Raw genomic sequence first — 15,796 nt, 5'->3', positions numbered from 1 at the left:
ACGATGCTCACGATCGCGCTCGAACCGCTGGATGGACCGCCACCACCACCGCCTCCGATCTACGTCGGCAAGTCGCGGGGATCCAGGCAGCTCATGGGATCCGATCTGCTCCTCACCTTCGCCTGCGAGTCGCATCTCGCGTCATCGCTCGCCTCCAGCGGTGCCATACTCTGCCTGCTTGGCCCATCCGGGACAAGGAGATGGGCCATCGTGCCCGAACGGGCCTTCGAAGGATCGGGCACCGTGATCGTGGGGCTCCGTGTGACCGGCGTCGACTTCGAGCCGACGAAGATCAGCATCCAGCCCCCGGGCGAGAACGAGGCCTCGCTCGTGGTGACCGATCCTCCGGCGACCGATCTCATGGCTCCGCCGCCCACCTGAGAGACGGCGTAGACTCGCGCGAGCCGACGCTTCGAGCCCATGTCGTCCTTCGAGCCCAGCCTCTCGACCCTCTCCCACGAGGGCTTGATCGCGCTGCTCGATGGCGACGCACGACAGCAGTGCCAGCTCGCCCGGCTCTTGATCGCACGCCTCGATCGGTCCGTGTTCCTGGCGCTGCGCGACTTCCCACGGGGCACGACGTACCGGGACGACATCGTCGCCGAGCTGCTCGCCTACCTCTACCGACGCAACGCGAAGATCCTGCGAGACTGGAACCCCGAGCGCGCCGGCCTGCGCGGGTATCTCGACATGATCGCGGGGCGCTTCGCACGGCGCTGGCTGGCCAGCCAGCCGGACACGGCCGCGCTCTTGGAGGAGCAGCTCGGTCCTCGGCTCCTGCTCGGTGCCGAGCTCGAGGTCGAGCTCGAGTATCGTGACGGGCTCGCCCAGATCGAGACCTTCCTCGACGCCCACGGCAGCCCCAAGGACCGCGTACGCTTTCGTGCCCTGTTCGTGCTGGGCCGCTCGCCCGCCGAGGAGGCCAGGGACACGGGAACGACGGTGGAGGCGCTCCACACCTGGGCATCGCGTCTCAAGAAGCGGGTTCGTCGGGCGTTGCCCGAGCTGCGCGAGTTGTTCGATGTCACACTCGAAGATCGAGTCAAGCGTGTGAGGCGCCGTAAGGATCTCGATGACGAATGAGTCTGGGCACGATGTCCCATGTCAGCGATCCTGATGCGGGCGCCTATCACCGCGAGAGACCAAGCGATGGACGATGACGAGGCCACGCGGCTGGGCGCCCCCGACGAATTCCGCCCGTTCGAAGATCTCGGGCGATGGATGCGACACCGCGAGACCGCCGAGGCCCTTCGCGAGCGGCTCGGCGACCGAGACGAATCCGCATATGTGCCTCTCTCCGAGGATCGGGTCGATGCGCTGATCGATCGTGTGCTCGAGGCTCGACCCGGGGCTCGACGAGCAGAGCCGACGAGCGTCTCCACATCCGAAGCAGCCCCGCGGCGAGCGTGGGGCCGCCCGCTGTCGGTGGTGTCCGCGCTGGCGGCCGCCGTGGTCGCCGCGTTCGTGATTTCTCGCCAGGGCTCCTTCGCTTCATCCTCGGCGGCACCCCCGAGGTTCGCATCCATGCGGATCGACGGCGGCGGGCCACCGCCAGCGCACCAGGGGGCGTCCCCGTCCCCCGAGGCGCAGCTTCTGTGTCAAGATCGGCCCATGCGGCTCGTGCTCGCAACGCCGCTGGGCTCGTCGATCGACACCAACGCGCCCCTCGAGCTCACGCTGGAGGCCACACCACCCGCGGGCTCGGGCCACCGCTTCGCGTTCGACGTGCGTCGCGACGAGCGCTGGCAGTGGGTCGACGGCGGGCGGGCACTCCTGTTCGCCGGGACGCTCGAGCAGCTCGCTCCGCTGACGCCCGGGCGCTGGACGCTGCAGGTGAGCGCCGGAGCCCCGGGTGCGTGCAGCGTGCGAGGGGGGCTCGGCTGCTCATCGCTCGAAGTCCGCACGATCGAGGTGATCGCCAAGGGCTCGTGCGATGCCCCCCCCTGAGCCCAGGCGCGGGCTCTGGCGGGGCCTGCTCGGCATGGCCCTGCTGCTCGCGCTGGGAGGGCCGCACACCCTGGAGGCACCGAGTCCCCGAGCCCCTGCTTCGCCGGAGGGCACGTTGTGGGCGGGGTGCGAGGAGCTCGAGAGAAGCCCCGAGGGCGAGCCCATCACGTGCACGCTGTACAGCGACGAGAGGCCCGACGAGTCGACCCTTCGCGTGTGGTTGCCGTCGGGCGTGGCCGAGCCCGTGGTGTCGCTCGATGGCGTCGTGATCACGGCCGACACCGCGGAGGTCGACGACGGCTGGGGCCTGATCTTGCACCCGAGTCACGGCGGGCGCCTGATCGTGTCGGGCCACGTCGACGGCAGCTGGAAGGAGTTCCTGACGCTCGACATCGACTACCGACCACGGCCGGACAAGGACCTTCGCGATCGTCTTGACGGAATGGTGGGGGACCACCAAGCCCAGCGAGCCATGGCCGCGGAGCTGCGGGAGGAGCTGCGTGGTGACATCGAGCCCTCGCGACGGCTCTTGCTCACCCGCTACCTGTACTACGTGCTGCACGACCTGGGGGACCATCGGGAGGCAACGGAGATCGCGATCGAGGCGGCCCGCCTGGCGAGGGCCCAGGGCAAGCCCATGGCCGAGTGCAGCAGTGCCTGGTCCGCGAGCTTCTTCCTCGGGGAGGATCTGGGCGACAAGGGCCGAGCCTTCGAGGTGCTGGAGACCATGTGCCGCGACCAGGGGTCGCTGCCGGAGGTGGAGCTCAAGGGCTCCTACCATCGCGCGCTCCTGGAGCTCGCCGAGGGGCGATCTTCCCGCGCCCGAGGGCTGCTCCAGCGGGCGGCGCAGGTGGCCCGCCGACTCCGCTGGCCTCGCTGGCAGCTCACCGTGCTCAACCCTCTGGTCGAGAGCCTGGCCAACCAGGGGCGCTTCGACTGGGCCCGCCAAGTCCTCGAGCAAATGCGCGAGCTCGAAGCTGCCCACCCTCACGAGGGGGTGCTCGGCCCGTGCAAGTCCGAGTCCCGCTACCACCGCAAGCGCGGCGCCTTGGCGTTTCGCGAGGCCGAGCTGCACGACACCTCCCTCGAGCCGGCCCGAGAGTACTGGCTCGAGGCTCGCGAGATCATCGTCGATCGCACACGCTGCCCCGACCATTCTTCCGTTCGCGATCAGGCACAGCGGGTCGACGTGGACTTGGCCTTCGTTGCGTTGGAACGAGGCGAGCTCGCCGTCGCTCAGGCCTTCCTCGAGGGCATCCCCCGCACGACCGTTGCGACCACCACCGACGTGCGCCGTCGCCTGGTTCAGGCCGGACTCGCCCTGGCCAGAGACGAGGTCGAGACGGCGGCACGAGTCCTCGAGGAGCTCGAAGTCGACCGACGGCAAGGCAAGCTCGGCGATGGAATCGAATCCGAGGACGACTGGCTCCTGCAATTGACCTGGGCCCGCATCCACGAGCAGCGCGGCGAGCTCTCTGCCGCCCTCCTCGCACTGAACGAGGCCCAAGCACACATCGATCGCAGCCGAGGCATCTCGGGGGTGGAGACCGATCGTCACGCTGCCATGCGGCGCAAGAGCAGCCAATTGTTGGTGCGTCTGCTGCTCGAGCACGGGCTCTTGCACCAGGCACTGTGTTCCGCCAGGGTCGCGCGGGCCCGCGGCTTGATGAGCCTCGAGCCCTTGCTCGAGGATCGAGCAAGGGCTGAGACGTTCGAGCGCTCGAGAGCGAAGTTGTTCGAAGGGTACAAGTGGTATGATCTCCGCGACATCCCCATCGATCGTCGCATGCGGCACGAGGCCGAGCAGTACGCGCTCGAGACCCGGCTCTCCGCCCAGTCCATGCCGGTCGAGTGTGATCAGCTTCCGACTGGCTCGTCGGGGGAAGCAAGCGTGCTGTACTTCCGCGACGGGGAAGGCTTCCTCGGCTTCGGATGGGGCGCGAACGGCCGAGTGCTGGTGCAACGCCTCTCCAAGTGGTCCATCGAGGACTCTCCCGAGTCCCTCGCGGAAGTGCTGATCTCCCCGTTCACAGAAGTGTTGGAGGGTGCTACCCGCCTGCGCGTGCTCTCCCCAGCAGCCATGCACGAGGTGAGCTTCGCCGACCTACCATGGCAGGGCCGCCCACTGGGCGAAGGGCTGGCAGTGGTGCATGCGCTCGACCTGCCCGCCATCCCAATGAAGGCTCGACGCGACGGAAGCGCCGTCGTGGTGTTCTCCGATCCGAACAAGAAGCTGGCGCACGAAGACGACTCGCTCCGAGACCGCTTTCAACGGTGGCGAGAGGGACTCGAGGCCAAGGCGTTCGACGTGACCTTCTTGGGAACCCCTTGGGAGCTACCCTCGCACGTCTCGGTGACCGACGTGCTCCGGCAGACACGAGGCGTGGAGCTGGCAGTTCTCTACGGATTCGGCGCCGTTCGGCCCTCGTACTACGATCTGCTCTCTGCGCATGACATGCGACCCGAGCCCGATCAGGACGGCTTTGGCGTGGGAGCAGACGTCTTGACCCGTTCGGACCTGCTGCTGGAGATGGGCATGGTGCCACGTCACGTCATCTTGGCTCACTGCGACTCGGCGATCGTCGACGCGTACGGGATCTCCGGCGCGATCGGTCTGGCGCAGAGCTACGTACAAGCAGGAGCAGAGTGGGCCGTGGGCACCGTGGGCGATGTTTCATCGAAGTCCATGGAGATCGTCGTCGACGAGCTACTCGAGACTCTTCCTCGAGGGGCCAGCGTAGACGACGTCGCCATGGCACTGCAGCAAGCCAAGCGAGAGCTCGAGCAGCAGGACTTGCGCGATGATGCGGCTCGGCTGCGCTTGTGGTCGCTCTGAAATCGATCGATCGGCCGCGTAAGAAGTCGCGCTCCACTCACCAAAGGAAGTGGTGCATCCCGCCACCGACGAGCTTGACGTCGAGCCGCGGGTCATCACCCCAATCAGGAAGAGGAGGAGCGCACATGGGAGGCAATGACTGCCCCAGCTGTCGCGGCGAGCTCGTCGACGACACCACCAACAACAAGTGGATCATCACCCTCGTCACGCCCGATGCGGTCGCATCGGGCCTCGATCCCGACGAGTTCGCCATCGATGTCACGATGTCCGGCGGGAGCCACCAGCAAGGACTGTCGAGCAATTCGGGCTCGAGCAGCGGCGGCGAGACCACCTACCAGTGGACCATCACGCGGCCCGGCACGCCGATCAGCGGAGTGATCACCATGGACCATGGCTCGCTCGGACCACTTCAGAAGGCTCTGTCGATCTCGTAGCTCCGCGGCGACTCCACATCGCCGCGCGAGTCTCGAGCCCGGGGTCGCTTCCGATGGGAGCGACCCTCTTTCAATTGCGGAGCAACGTGTAGCCCACACCCAGGAGCACCGCGAGGATCGCCACCACCGCCACCACCAGGAACGGCGAGCTCTTGCGCGCCCCCGCCCTGGCTGCGACTCCCTCGGCCGTCGAGCGGCTCGCGGACGCCTTGGCCTTGGCGCTCGCCTTTCCGTCGGCGGCCCGCTTGGCCTCGCGCAGCGCATCGCCCAGCTCGCGCATGGAGCCGTAGCGATCCTTGGGATCCTTGCGCAGCGTCTTGAGGATCACGCGATCGAGCCACTTGGGCACGCCGGCCTCGGCCGGCGCCACCTCGCTGGGAGGGCTGGGATCGTCGTTGAGCTGCTTGTAGATCACGTCGTACTCGTTGGCCCCCTCGAACGGAGGGCGTCCGGTGAGCAGCGCATAGGCGCTCGCTCCCAGCGAGTAGATGTCGGCGCGATGATCGACGTGCTTGCCCATGGCCTGCTCGGGGGCCATGAAGTCGGGGGTGCCCATCACCACCCCGGTCTGGGTCACGATGCTGTCCTGGGGATTGGCCAGCCGTGCGATGCCGAAGTCGAGGATCTTGATGAAGTCCTCGTCGTCGCCCACGGTCACCCGGTAGAAGTTGGCCGGCTTGACGTCGCGATGGATGATCCCGGCGTCGTGCGCGGCCTGCAGCGCCTCGCACATCTGCTCGAGCACGTGCACCACTCGCGGCCAGGGGAAGAACTTCTCCTTCTTGAGCGTGGTGCTGAGGTCCTCGCCCTCGAGGTACTCCATCACGAGGTACGCCGAGCCCTGCTCGGTGGCGCCGAAGTCGTTGACGTCGACGATGTGGCGCGAGCCGATCTGGCTGGCCGAGCGGGCCTCGCGGCGAAAGCGGCTGACCGCCTCGGGCAGGCGGCACAGCGAGGGCCGCAGCACCTTGACGGCGACCTTCTTGCCGATCTCCACGTGCTCGCCGACGTACACCCAGCCCATGGCGCCCTCGCCGATGCGATGCAGCAGCTTGTAGCGCTCGGCCAGCACCGTGCCGAGCAGCATGTCGGCCATGGAGATCCCGGCCGAGGGCGTTCGGCTGCGGGGCCCCGCAGGGCGCGCAGGAGGCCGCGCCGGCACGCCACCGATGGCAGCAGCCCGTCCGGACCGTTCGGACGCCTGCCCCTCGCGACCCGGAGGCTCGGGGGTGGGGTGCGGGGGCTTGGTGTCCGTCATCGGATCCCGCACCGGAGTATCACGCTTCGGGGCCGATCTCCATGCGCCCCAGGGCCGTTCGCGCGCCCTGGAGGCCAGACCGTGGTAGCGTCCCGCCCCTCGATTCCACCAGCGAATTCCACGCACACGGCGCTGCGGCGCCCAGGAGAGCGACGATGACCATCAAGGTTGGCGACAAGGTACCCGAGGTGACCCTCAAGTGGCTCACGGCCGACGGCATGGCCGAGGTGAACACGGCCGAATTCTTCAAGGGCCGCACCGTGGTGTTGTTCTCGGTGCCGGGCGCGTACACCCCCACGTGCTCGAAGGAGCACCTGCCCGGCTTCGTGGCGCGCGCCGAGGACATCAAGGCCAAGGGCGTCGACGAGATCGTCTGCCTGGCCGTCAACGATCCCTTCGTGATGCAGGCGTGGGGCAAGGAGCAGGGCGCCGACGGCAAGGTCACCATGCTGCCCGACGGCAACGGCGAGTTCACCAAGGCCATGGGCCTGACGCAGGACATCTCGGTGGCCGGCCTCGGCGTTCGCGGCAAGCGCTTCTCCATGCGCGTCAAGGACGGCGTGGTGGAGACCCTCGGCATCGAAGAGGGCAAGGGCGTGACGGTGAGCGGGGCCGACCAGTGCATGGTGAGTCTTTCTTAGCCCCCCGCATCCGGCTGAGCGCTCGCGGTACAGCCAGCTTGCCCCCCAAAGGGGGGCGTTGGTGAGGCCGACCGGGGCGCTCTGCTCTGCTCGCCTCGCATCCGCCTGAGCGCTGGCGGTACAGCCGACCGGGGCGCTCTACTCTGCTCGCCTCGCATCCGCCTGAGCGCTGGCGGTATGGCCAGCTTGCCCCCCGAAGGGGGGCATCGTGCTACGTTCCGAGCCCTCGTGAGCTACGTCGTCCTCGCGCGCAAGTACCGGCCGATGCGCTTCTCCGACATGGTCGGGCAGGAGCACATCGGACGCACCTTGGGCAATGCGATCAAGCAAGACCGGGTGCACCACGCCTACCTGTTCTCGGGCGCCCGGGGGCTGGGCAAGACCACCACCGCGCGCATCTTCGCCAAGGGCCTGGTGTGTGTGAACGGCCCCACCGCCGAGCCGTGCAACGAGTGCTCGGAGTGCGTGGCGATCAGCGAGGGCCGCTCGGTCGACGTGATGGAGATCGACGGCGCGAGCAACAACTCGGTCGACGACATCCGCAACCTCCGCGAGCAGGTCAACTACCTGCCCCAGACGGCGCGCCGCAAGGTCTACATCATCGACGAGGTTCACATGCTGAGCACGTCGGCCTTCAATGCGCTGCTCAAGACGCTGGAGGAGCCGCCGCCACACGTGAGCTTCGTGTTCGCCACCACCGAGCCGCAGAAGGTGCTGCCCACGATCCTGTCGCGGGTCAATCGCCTCGACTTCAAGCGGGTCGCGCCCGGCGAGCTGGTGGTCTACCTGCGCTCGATCCTCGAGCGCGAGGGCCTGTCGGTCGAGGAGGGCGGCCTGCGCATCGTGGCGCGCGCGGGCGAGGGCTCGGTTCGCGACTCGCTGACCCTGCTCGATCAGGTGATCGCATTCGCCGAGGACTCCAAGCTCGTCACCGAAGAAGAAGTGCGACGCCTGCTCGGCCAGGCCGATGCCTCGGCGCTGCTCGAGCTCGTCGACGCGGTGCTCGACGGCGACCCGACCACCACCATGAAGCGCCTCGACGCCCTGGTGACCGCGGGCAACGACCTGACCGTGCTGAGCCTCCAGGTGCTCGAGCTGCTGCGCGACCTGACGGTGCTCGCCGTGTGCGGGACGTCCGAGGTGCTGCCCGACGCGACCGAGGCCGAGCTCGCACAGCTGCGCGCCCTGGGGAGCAAGGTGGAGCCCTCGCACCTCGGGCAGCTGTTCGATCGATTCTCGCGGGTGATCGACCGACTGCCCCAGTCGCGGACGCAGCGTCTGTTGGTCGAGATGGGACTGCTCGAGCTGGCGTGCGCCGAGCCGGTGATCCCGCTGGGCGACCTGGTCGATCAACTCCATGCACTGGGCCGTGGCGCACCACCTTCCTCGAGCCGTGGCGGGTCCGCGCCGCGGGCTCCCGGAGGAGGTACGGGCACCGCAGGTCCACCTCGAGGGTCCGGTGGAGGCGGCCGTCGGGCACAGGCCGACGAGCGACCCGGCTTCATGCCCCCCGAGCCGCCGCCGTTCGAGGACGTACCGCCGTGGCTGGACGAGGCGCCGCCGAGCCGCCCCATGGCCGCCGAGCCGCCTCCGAGACCGGACGCCCCTCGTGCGATGAACGAGCCGCCGCACCGCGCGATGAACGAGCCACCGCACCGCGCGGTGAACGAGCCGTCACACCGCGCGATGAACGAGCCGCCGCACCGCGCGATGAACGAGCCGCCGCACCGCGCGATGAACGAGCCACCGCACCGCGCGATGAACGAGCCACCGCACCGCGCGGTGAACGAGCCGCCACACCGCGCGATGAACGAGCCGCCACACCGCGCGGTGAACGAGCCACCCCGCGCGATGAACGAGCCGCCACACCGCGAGCCCGATCGACCTCGCGCAGCTCCGACCGCGCCGGATCCCGAGGTCAGTCCCTTCATGGCCAAGTGGCTCGACAAGGGCCGGTCGGAGGGGATCGTCATCGACGAGGAGCCGATACCGTCCGATCGGCGGCCACCCTCCACGCCACCCGTCGCCGGCCCCAGCTCCTCGACCCCTCGACCCAAGCCCAAGAGTGGATCACCGGGCTCATCGGGGCAGCCGGTCCAAACGAGCCCAGCGCCCGAGCAGGATTCCGTGCGCATGGGCGTGGGCCCGTGCCTGCCCCCGCCGCCGGCCGACGGAGTGATCCCGTGGGAGGAGCTGCCGGCCATCGAGGCCTGGGAGCAGCTGGTCTCGCGCATCGCCGAGGAGGACGACTTCCTGGCCGCGGTGCTGAGCCAGGTGGGGCTCTCGCGACTCGAAGGAGGGGTCTTGTGCGTGGCCGCTCCCCGCGGCGACTTCTCGCACACCGAGCTCGCTCGCAACGCGCAGCGGCGCGCCCAGATCGAGCAAGCCACTCGCGACCACCTGGGGGCTCCCTTCACGCTCGAGCTGGTCGAAGGGCGCCCAGAGCTGCCCGACCTCCCCAGCCTGGCGCTCGTGGTCGAGCAGCGGCGCAAGGAGCACCGGGCCGCGGTCGAGGCCGAGGCCAAGGCGCACCCCGCCATCCGGGCCCTCTTGCAGACCTTCGATGCACAGTTGCTCGGCACCAAGCCGCTGCACGAGCCCTGATTGCGCTATCCTCCCCCGCACCATGAGCGAGTTCGACATCGGCGCGATGATGGGTCAGGTCCAGCAGCTGCAGGAGCAGATGGCCAAGATGCAGCAGGAGCTCGACAGCATCACCGTCGAGGGCGCAGCGGGGGGCGGCATGGTCAAGGTCACCGCCACCGCCAGCCTGCGGGTCAACAGCGTCACCATCGATCCGGCCGTGATGGGTGAGGATCGCGACATGCTACAAGATCTCGTCACCGCGGCCGTCAACGCCGCGCTCGACAAGGCGCGCGAGAAGGCCAACGAGTCGGCCCAGCAGCGCATGAGCTCCCTGCTCCCGCCCGGTCTGGCCGGCCAATTCCCGGGGCTGTGAGCGCGCAGGATCGGTTCTCGCGCGGTTCCGGGTCCGCGCCCGGGGCTTCGGCCGGCGATCCCCTGCGCCGCTTGTCGGGGTTGCTCTCACGACTACCCGGCATCGGCGAGAAGTCGGCGATGCGCCTGGCGCTGGCCATGGTCAAGGCCGATCCCGAGTATCTGCGCGCGCTCTCGGAGGCCATCGGCAGCGTGCACGCGCAGCTCAAGCAGTGCCGAGTGTGCTGCGACTTCACCTCCGACGAGGTCTGTCCGCGCTGCGCCGATGCCCGGCGCGATCACACCACGATCTGCGTGGTGTCCCAGCCGCAGGATCGCATGGCGATCGAGCGGACCGGGGTCTTTCGAGGGGTCTATCACGTGCTCCACGGCGTGCTCGACCCGCTCGGCGGCGTGGGCCCGGGCGATCTTCGCATCGATGCCTTGCTCGCACGCCTGCACCGCGACCCCAGCGACGCGGCGGCGCTCCCCGGGGTCGAGGAGATCATCGTGGCCACCAGTCCCAACGTGGAGGGCGACGCGACTGCGCTCTATCTCTCCAAGCTGATCGGGCCGCTGGGGGTCCGGGTCAGCCGCATCGCCTCGGGCGTGGCGGTGGGCGGCGAGCTCGAGTACGCCGACGTGACCACGCTGCATCGAGCCCTCGAGGACCGACGCCGGCTATAGGAGCTTCGTGAGCCGAGGCCCGGGGGAGATCTCCCAGCGGCGCCGTCCCTGGAGGCCCTGCGTGGGTGGGACCCATCGCGCTCGCGTGGGCCCGGGCCCATCGTCGGCCGCCATCGGCCACCTCGGGGCCCATGTTGGGGCCCATCTCGGGGCCTCATTGGACATGCTCGCGCGTAGATGCCCCCTTTGGGGGCAAGCAGGGCCTCGGCAACGCTCGAAGTCGGTGGGTCGAGCCCCTGGATCCGTGTCCCGGCGGCCGTGGACTTGCATCAGCGAGTCTGCTAGCTTGGCCCCGCTTCCCGCCCTGCTGTCCTCGGCAGGGCTCCGCGTGCACCCGGCCGGCCCTCCGTGCCGGGCCGGGTCGAGCCTCGCCCCTCAGGAGTTTCCCCTTGACCAATCTCAGCGCTCAGCTCGTGATGTACGAGGACGAAGTGCGGCGGATCCAGGCCGTGGCCGACCGCCTCCAGCAAGACTCGCGTTCACGGGCGATCCTGGTGGTCGACAAGAACGGCCAGCTCATCGCCGCCTCGGGCTCTGCCCAGGAGCTCGATACCACCTCGCTCAGCTCTCTGGTCGCCGGCAACGTGGCCGCCACCGAGGGCATCGCCAAGCTCATCGAGGAGGACCAGTTCACGGGTCAGTTCCACGAGGGCAAGGGCATCAGCATCAACCTGACCATCGTGGGCCGCCGGGTGATCCTGGTGGTGCTGTTCGACAAGAACACCACCCACGGCTTGGTCCGGCTGCGCGTGAAGAAGGCCGTCACGGAGCTCGAGACCGTTCTCGAGGACGTGATGAAGAAGGCGGCGAGCCCCCAGGCCAACAACGTCTTCGCCGAGATCACCGACGCCGACATCGACAACCTGTTCAACGACTAGTCCCTGTGTGGCCCACCGTGGCTCGCCCCTGCAATCGTAGTCGCCGCAGCTCTCATCCGCCGCCGTCCTAGGAAGGCCGCGGCGTCCGAGGTCCACCCGTGTCGTTCATCAACTACAGCTCCCGCGAGATCAACTGCAAGCTGGTCTATTACGGCCCGGGTCTGTGCGGCAAGACGACCAATCTGCAGTACATCTACAACAAGACCAAGGCCGACGCGAAGGGCAAGATGATCTCGCTCGCGACCGAGACCGAGCGGACCTTGTTCTTCGACTTCCTGCCGTTGTCGTTGGGTGAGATCCGTGGCTTCCGCACGCGATTCCACCTCTACACGGTCCCGGGCCAGGTCTTCTACGACGCCAGCCGCAAGCTGATCCTCAAGGGGGTCGACGGCGTGTGCTTCGTGGCCGACTCGCAGATGGAGCGCATGGAGGCCAACATCGAGAGCCTCGAGAACCTGCGCGACAACCTGACCGAGCAGGGCTACGACCTCGACAAGCTGCCGTACGTCGTGCAGTACAACAAGCGCGACCTCCCCAGCGTGGTGCCGGTGGAGGAGCTGTCCGAGGCCCTGAACCCCACGCGAGTCCCCGAGTTCGAGGCCGTGGCCCCGACCGGAGTCGGGGTGTTCGACACGCTCAAGGCACTCGCCAAGCAAGTGCTCACCGAGCTTCGCAAGGGGAGCTAGGGCCTTTCGTTCTTGGCCCCCCGCAGCCGGCTTCCGGCTGGCGGTACAGCCAGCTTGCCCCCAAAGGGGCACGCACCCGTGATCCCAACCCCGCGACACCCCACGGCTTTTCTCGCAATAGGTTGGGATCACGGGGTTTTGCCGTTCTCAAGAGTACCCAGGTGTCTCGGGGGCGTGGATTGGATCCTGATCACGCAGCGTGGACCTCGCCGAGTAGGGTTTGATGGTAGCCATCGAAGGCGGAGTCCCAGCGGTCGGAGAGCGACAGGCCGCGCGCGGTCATCACCCCGCGCAGCCCTCCATCGACGCCCGGCGAACCCCAGTGAGAGCCTGGTCGCTTGATGCGGAGTTGGAAGAGAGCGCAGCCAGACTCGGTCGCACCGCTGCCGATCGGGAGCCCTTGGGCATGGACATGGAGCTCCGCGTAGTGCATCAGGGGACGACGAGCGTCACAGTAGCGGATGGCCGCGGTGATCGCCTCATGCTGCGACGACGCAGGCCGGTGTTTGTCGCGTGCTCGCGTCAGTTGCCGCAGCACGTCATCGACACCACGCTCGTCGAAGAGTAGCTTGGCTCGATACCAGTCGCGCATCCCGTCGGGGTCGTTCGGTGGCTCGCAAGCCGCCACGACGGCATCGAGGTACGAGACGGCATGATGGGAGTCCACGACGTGGCACCGTTGGACGCCCTCGGGCAGGTGCTCCCGAAGCCGGGCGCGAAGGACCTCGAGATCACGGGCACCGTCTTGAATGCAGACCACGGTTGCACGAGGAAATGCATCGACGATTGCGACCACGTCATCGACGATGCGTGCCGCGAGCACCTCGGCATCATCGTCGTGCGGGAGCCCGTAGCGGAGGGTTCGGCGAGCCTTGCCCTCGTCGTCGTACAAGGTCACGCTCCCCGTCCATGCCATCCGCCACGCCGATTGGAACGGCTCGGGAGGGCGACGTTGGTACGTGCGCTTCGCTCGCGCTCGCAGCTTGGCGTCGCGCTCGGGACCTTCAGGGAGGACCTCATCCATGCGCACCGACATGCGGTCCATTCCGCAGCTCACCGCCGCGACCTCGAAGTCGAGCTCCTCGTGCCCTCGGGCCGCCTCTTCGAGAGAGCGGACATCGAGGGCCATCTCGTCGAGCATGTCGCCAACGCGCCTCTCGACCACGGCACGGCTGGGCGGCCGCAGGCCGAGGCGTACGAGGGTCGCTTCGACCTCACGGCTGGTCATGCAGCCCATCAAGGCTCCGGCCGCGCTGGCCAGGTCGGGCAACAAGGAACCTTGGACCAGACCCAACCGCTTCACGAGCGGCTTGACCGTTGGCCCGTCGTGCACGCCCATGCGGCGATACAGCGGCTCTTCGATCTCGTGCGAGCCATGCAGACCGTGGACGATCACGCTCGAGTGCTGCGAGAGGCGACGATAGGGCTCTCCATCGACCTCGATCCGCGGCGTCGTGGTCGCCATCCGGCGAAGTCGTCGGTCTTCGTACACCCACAACGCCTGAGCGACCACCGCCCGCGCCGCCGCGGAGCGTTCGGTGAAGTCGGCATCCTCGCCGCACCGCTTGGCTACGAGCACCTCGAGTTGCTGCACGAATTGGTCGAAGCCCTTGTCGTTCACGGGCACGTCTGGGATCTTCAGGTTGCGGGGCACCACATCGCTCCTTGTTGTTTGAGCAACCCAAGCTTGCGATGTGGATCCTGCCCCGCTCATCGAGCGTATCTCGTACTTCGATCGATCAGCCCATCATGCACGGAGCAGGGGCCGATCCACGCCCTGTCTCGGGGGTACCCAGCGATCCTGGGGATCCGTGGAGACGGTTTGGAGACGGGCGGGCCAGGTCCTGAGGCGTGATCTCTCGCGGCTCGAGCTCGCTGCGGCGAGGCAAGCACCCTGCTTCTGATACGAAGAAGGGAAGGGAGCTCATGACGTGTGGCCGACGGTCCTCGTCGTGCGACGTCACGAGCACCACGGAGGCCGAAGTGGTCACGGCGCTCGGGTCTCGGGCTTGCCGACCCACACATCGGACGCTCGCGTTCGACGAAGACCGGGACGAATCGCTCGACGCGGTGGTCCTCGGTGCTCCGGCGCCACGGACAGACCGTTGCTGCGAGTCACGTCCTCGTGAGCGGCCGTGCCGCTCTCCGCGGGTGGCCAACCGGCGGGCCACGTTGGCCACCCATTGGCCAACGGGTTGGCCACTCGACATGAGTCGGCGCGCCATGTCCCCGAGATCGTTGTAGCGCGTCCTCGGCATCATCTTGGCAGGGCACTGGCGGCGATCATGCTCGCTTGCCACGCCGCCCGGATCGACTCTCGCGCCGTTCACTACGAACGACGGCGGCCCGAGCAGACCGTCCTCTACCAGACCCTCCAGCGCCACCTCGAGACTTTCATCGCCGATGTGGAGGACAGCGGCGAGAGGACGCTGCCGCGGTTCGTCAAGAAGGAGCTCCGGGACTTCTTGGACTGCGGGATCTTGGCCAAGGGCTTCTTGCGGGTTCGGTGTGCTCGGTGTCGCCACGACCGCGTGGTCGCGTTCGCGTGCAAGCGCAGAGGCGTGTGCCCGTCATGCGGTGGGCGGCGCATGGCCGAGACGGCTGCGAACCTCAGCGACCACGTGATCCCCGAGGTCCCCGTGCGGCAATGGGTGGTCTCGCTGCCGCATCGGATCCGCTACCGTCTTGCGTACGACCACGAGGCGTGCACGCTCGCGCTGCGGGCCTTCGTTCGCACCATCTTTGCCGATCTACGTCGACGAGCGAAGCGGCGTCACCACATCGTGGACGGCAAGCCCGGTGGGATCACCGTCATCCAGAGGTTTGCGAGCTCGTTGGCGCTCAACGTGCACTTCCATTCCGTCCTCCTCGATGGGGTCTACACCGTCCGTGAGGATGGAACCGTTCGCTTCTTCCCCCTGCCGCCACCGACCGACGAGGAGATCGTCACGGTCACCAAGAAGGTCGGGCGCAGCGTGCGGCGAGCCCTCGCGCGCGCGGGCAAGCTCCTCGACGACCTCGATCCCGAGCCTGACTCGCTGGCCATGGACGATCCTGCTCTTGCAACACTCTATGGTGCTTCGGTCGCGGGGCGCGTGGCCTTGGGCCCCCGCGCGGGACGAGCCGTCGAGCGCGCGGGTGATCGCGTGGCCGTGGACGACGCCGAGCAGCTGACTTCACGTCGCTGCGCACGGGTGCAGGGCTTCTCGTTGCACGCCGATGTCTCCGTCCCGGCCCGCGACCGCAAGCGACTCGAGCGGCTGCTGCGATACGTTGCTCGGCCGCCGGTGGCGACCGAGCGTCTCCATCGCAGACCCGATGGCAAGCTGCTGTACCTGTTCCGCAAGCCGTGGCACGACGGCACGCGCGGGGTCTTGCTCACGCCGTCGGAGCTCATCGAGAAGCTCGTGGCCCTGATCCCGCCTCCACAGGCCAACGTGCTGCGGTACCACGGGGTGCTCGCGCCGGGCTCGAAGCTGCGTGCTCGAGTGG

General features: G+C 68.1%; 14 protein-coding genes. 12 read left to right on the top strand and 2 right to left on the bottom strand.

What is annotated here, in order from left to right; translation table 11 throughout:
• Positions 1-210 precede the first annotated feature (210 nt).
• From OEB96_RS08195 to OEB96_RS08175, 5 genes are all read left to right on the top strand, one after another.
• Positions 211-381, top strand: coding sequence for a hypothetical protein (locus OEB96_RS08195; protein ID WP_266214921.1), 171 nt, complete (start codon positions 211-213; stop codon positions 379-381).
• Positions 382-420: 39 nt separating this feature from the next.
• Positions 421-1,083, top strand: a complete 663-nt coding sequence (locus tag OEB96_RS08190; protein WP_266214920.1) for a hypothetical protein — start codon at positions 421-423, stop codon at positions 1,081-1,083.
• Between the two features lie 66 nt (positions 1,084-1,149).
• The gene (locus OEB96_RS08185) at positions 1,150-1,947 is read left to right on the top strand and encodes a hypothetical protein (RefSeq protein WP_266214919.1); all 798 of its coding nucleotides are present in this window, start codon (positions 1,150-1,152) and stop codon (positions 1,945-1,947) included.
• Positions 1,934-4,783 carry a CHAT domain-containing protein gene (locus OEB96_RS08180; RefSeq protein WP_266214918.1) on the top strand — a complete coding sequence of 950 codons (2,850 nt, stop codon included), beginning with the start codon at positions 1,934-1,936 and terminating at the stop codon, positions 4,781-4,783. The genes OEB96_RS08185 and OEB96_RS08180 overlap by 14 nt, the downstream gene beginning before the upstream one ends.
• 125 nt (positions 4,784-4,908) lie before the next feature.
• A complete protein-coding gene (locus OEB96_RS08175) occupies positions 4,909-5,217 on the top strand; it encodes a hypothetical protein (RefSeq protein WP_266214917.1) in 309 nt (102 codons plus the stop codon).
• 70 nt (positions 5,218-5,287) lie between these two features.
• Here the strand turns inward: OEB96_RS08175 and OEB96_RS08170 are convergent, their stop codons facing one another.
• Entirely contained in the window at positions 5,288-6,475 is a 1,188-nt protein-coding gene (locus tag OEB96_RS08170; RefSeq protein ID WP_266214916.1) for a serine/threonine-protein kinase, read from the bottom strand.
• A 155-nt stretch (positions 6,476-6,630) separates the two neighbouring features.
• Between OEB96_RS08170 and OEB96_RS08165 the strand changes: the two genes are divergently transcribed.
• From OEB96_RS08165 to OEB96_RS08140, 6 genes are all read left to right on the top strand, one after another.
• Complete coding sequence (locus OEB96_RS08165) at positions 6,631-7,116, top strand: peroxiredoxin (RefSeq protein WP_266214915.1); 486 nt, start codon at positions 6,631-6,633, stop codon at positions 7,114-7,116.
• A gap of 228 nt (positions 7,117-7,344) precedes the next feature.
• Positions 7,345-9,720: a DNA polymerase III subunit gamma/tau gene (gene dnaX / locus OEB96_RS08160; protein ID WP_266214914.1), complete on the top strand. Its 2,376-nt coding sequence runs from the start codon at positions 7,345-7,347 to the stop codon at positions 9,718-9,720.
• A gap of 22 nt (positions 9,721-9,742) precedes the next feature.
• Entirely contained in the window at positions 9,743-10,075 is a 333-nt protein-coding gene (locus OEB96_RS08155; protein ID WP_266214913.1) for a YbaB/EbfC family nucleoid-associated protein, read from the top strand.
• 71 nt (positions 10,076-10,146) lie between these two features.
• The gene (gene recR / locus OEB96_RS08150; protein ID WP_266214912.1) at positions 10,147-10,740 is read left to right on the top strand and encodes a recombination mediator RecR; all 594 of its coding nucleotides are present in this window, start codon (positions 10,147-10,149) and stop codon (positions 10,738-10,740) included.
• Between the two features lie 389 nt (positions 10,741-11,129).
• On the top strand, positions 11,130-11,618 hold the full coding sequence (locus OEB96_RS08145) for a roadblock/LC7 domain-containing protein (RefSeq protein ID WP_323137351.1): 489 nt from the start codon (positions 11,130-11,132) through the stop codon (positions 11,616-11,618).
• Between the two features lie 98 nt (positions 11,619-11,716).
• On the top strand, positions 11,717-12,304 hold the full coding sequence (locus tag OEB96_RS08140) for a GTP-binding protein (protein ID WP_266214910.1): 588 nt from the start codon (positions 11,717-11,719) through the stop codon (positions 12,302-12,304).
• 190 nt (positions 12,305-12,494) lie between these two features.
• Here the strand turns inward: OEB96_RS08140 and OEB96_RS08135 are convergent, their stop codons facing one another.
• Positions 12,495-13,958, bottom strand: a complete 1,464-nt coding sequence (locus tag OEB96_RS08135) for a hypothetical protein (protein WP_266214909.1) — start codon at positions 13,956-13,958, stop codon at positions 12,495-12,497.
• A 631-nt stretch (positions 13,959-14,589) separates the two neighbouring features.
• Between OEB96_RS08135 and OEB96_RS08130 the strand changes: the two genes are divergently transcribed.
• On the top strand, positions 14,590-15,796 hold a 1,207-nt coding region (locus OEB96_RS08130), incomplete at its 3' end, for a transposase (protein WP_266214908.1).

It is taken from the genome of Paraliomyxa miuraensis (assembly GCF_026337845.1).
Lineage (GTDB): Bacteria > Myxococcota_A > Polyangia > Nannocystales > Nannocystaceae > Paraliomyxa > Paraliomyxa miuraensis.
This window is presented reverse-complemented; position numbering and strand designations above follow the sequence as displayed.

What these genes read in the sequence shown, in the direction of transcription:
- OEB96_RS08170 (WP_266214916.1), bottom strand. Translation starts at nt 6,475, where the DNA reads ATGACGGACACCAAGCCCCCGCACCCCACCCCCGAGCCTCCGGGTCGC.
- OEB96_RS08175 (WP_266214917.1), top strand. Translation starts at nt 4,909, where the DNA reads ATGGGAGGCAATGACTGCCCCAGCTGTCGCGGCGAGCTCGTCGACGAC.
- OEB96_RS08155 (WP_266214913.1), top strand. Translation starts at nt 9,743, where the DNA reads ATGAGCGAGTTCGACATCGGCGCGATGATGGGTCAGGTCCAGCAGCTG.
- OEB96_RS08190 (WP_266214920.1), top strand. Translation starts at nt 421, where the DNA reads ATGTCGTCCTTCGAGCCCAGCCTCTCGACCCTCTCCCACGAGGGCTTG.
- OEB96_RS08180 (WP_266214918.1), top strand. Translation starts at nt 1,934, where the DNA reads ATGCCCCCCCCTGAGCCCAGGCGCGGGCTCTGGCGGGGCCTGCTCGGC.
- OEB96_RS08165 (WP_266214915.1), top strand. Translation starts at nt 6,631, where the DNA reads ATGACCATCAAGGTTGGCGACAAGGTACCCGAGGTGACCCTCAAGTGG.
- OEB96_RS08185 (WP_266214919.1), top strand. Translation starts at nt 1,150, where the DNA reads ATGGACGATGACGAGGCCACGCGGCTGGGCGCCCCCGACGAATTCCGC.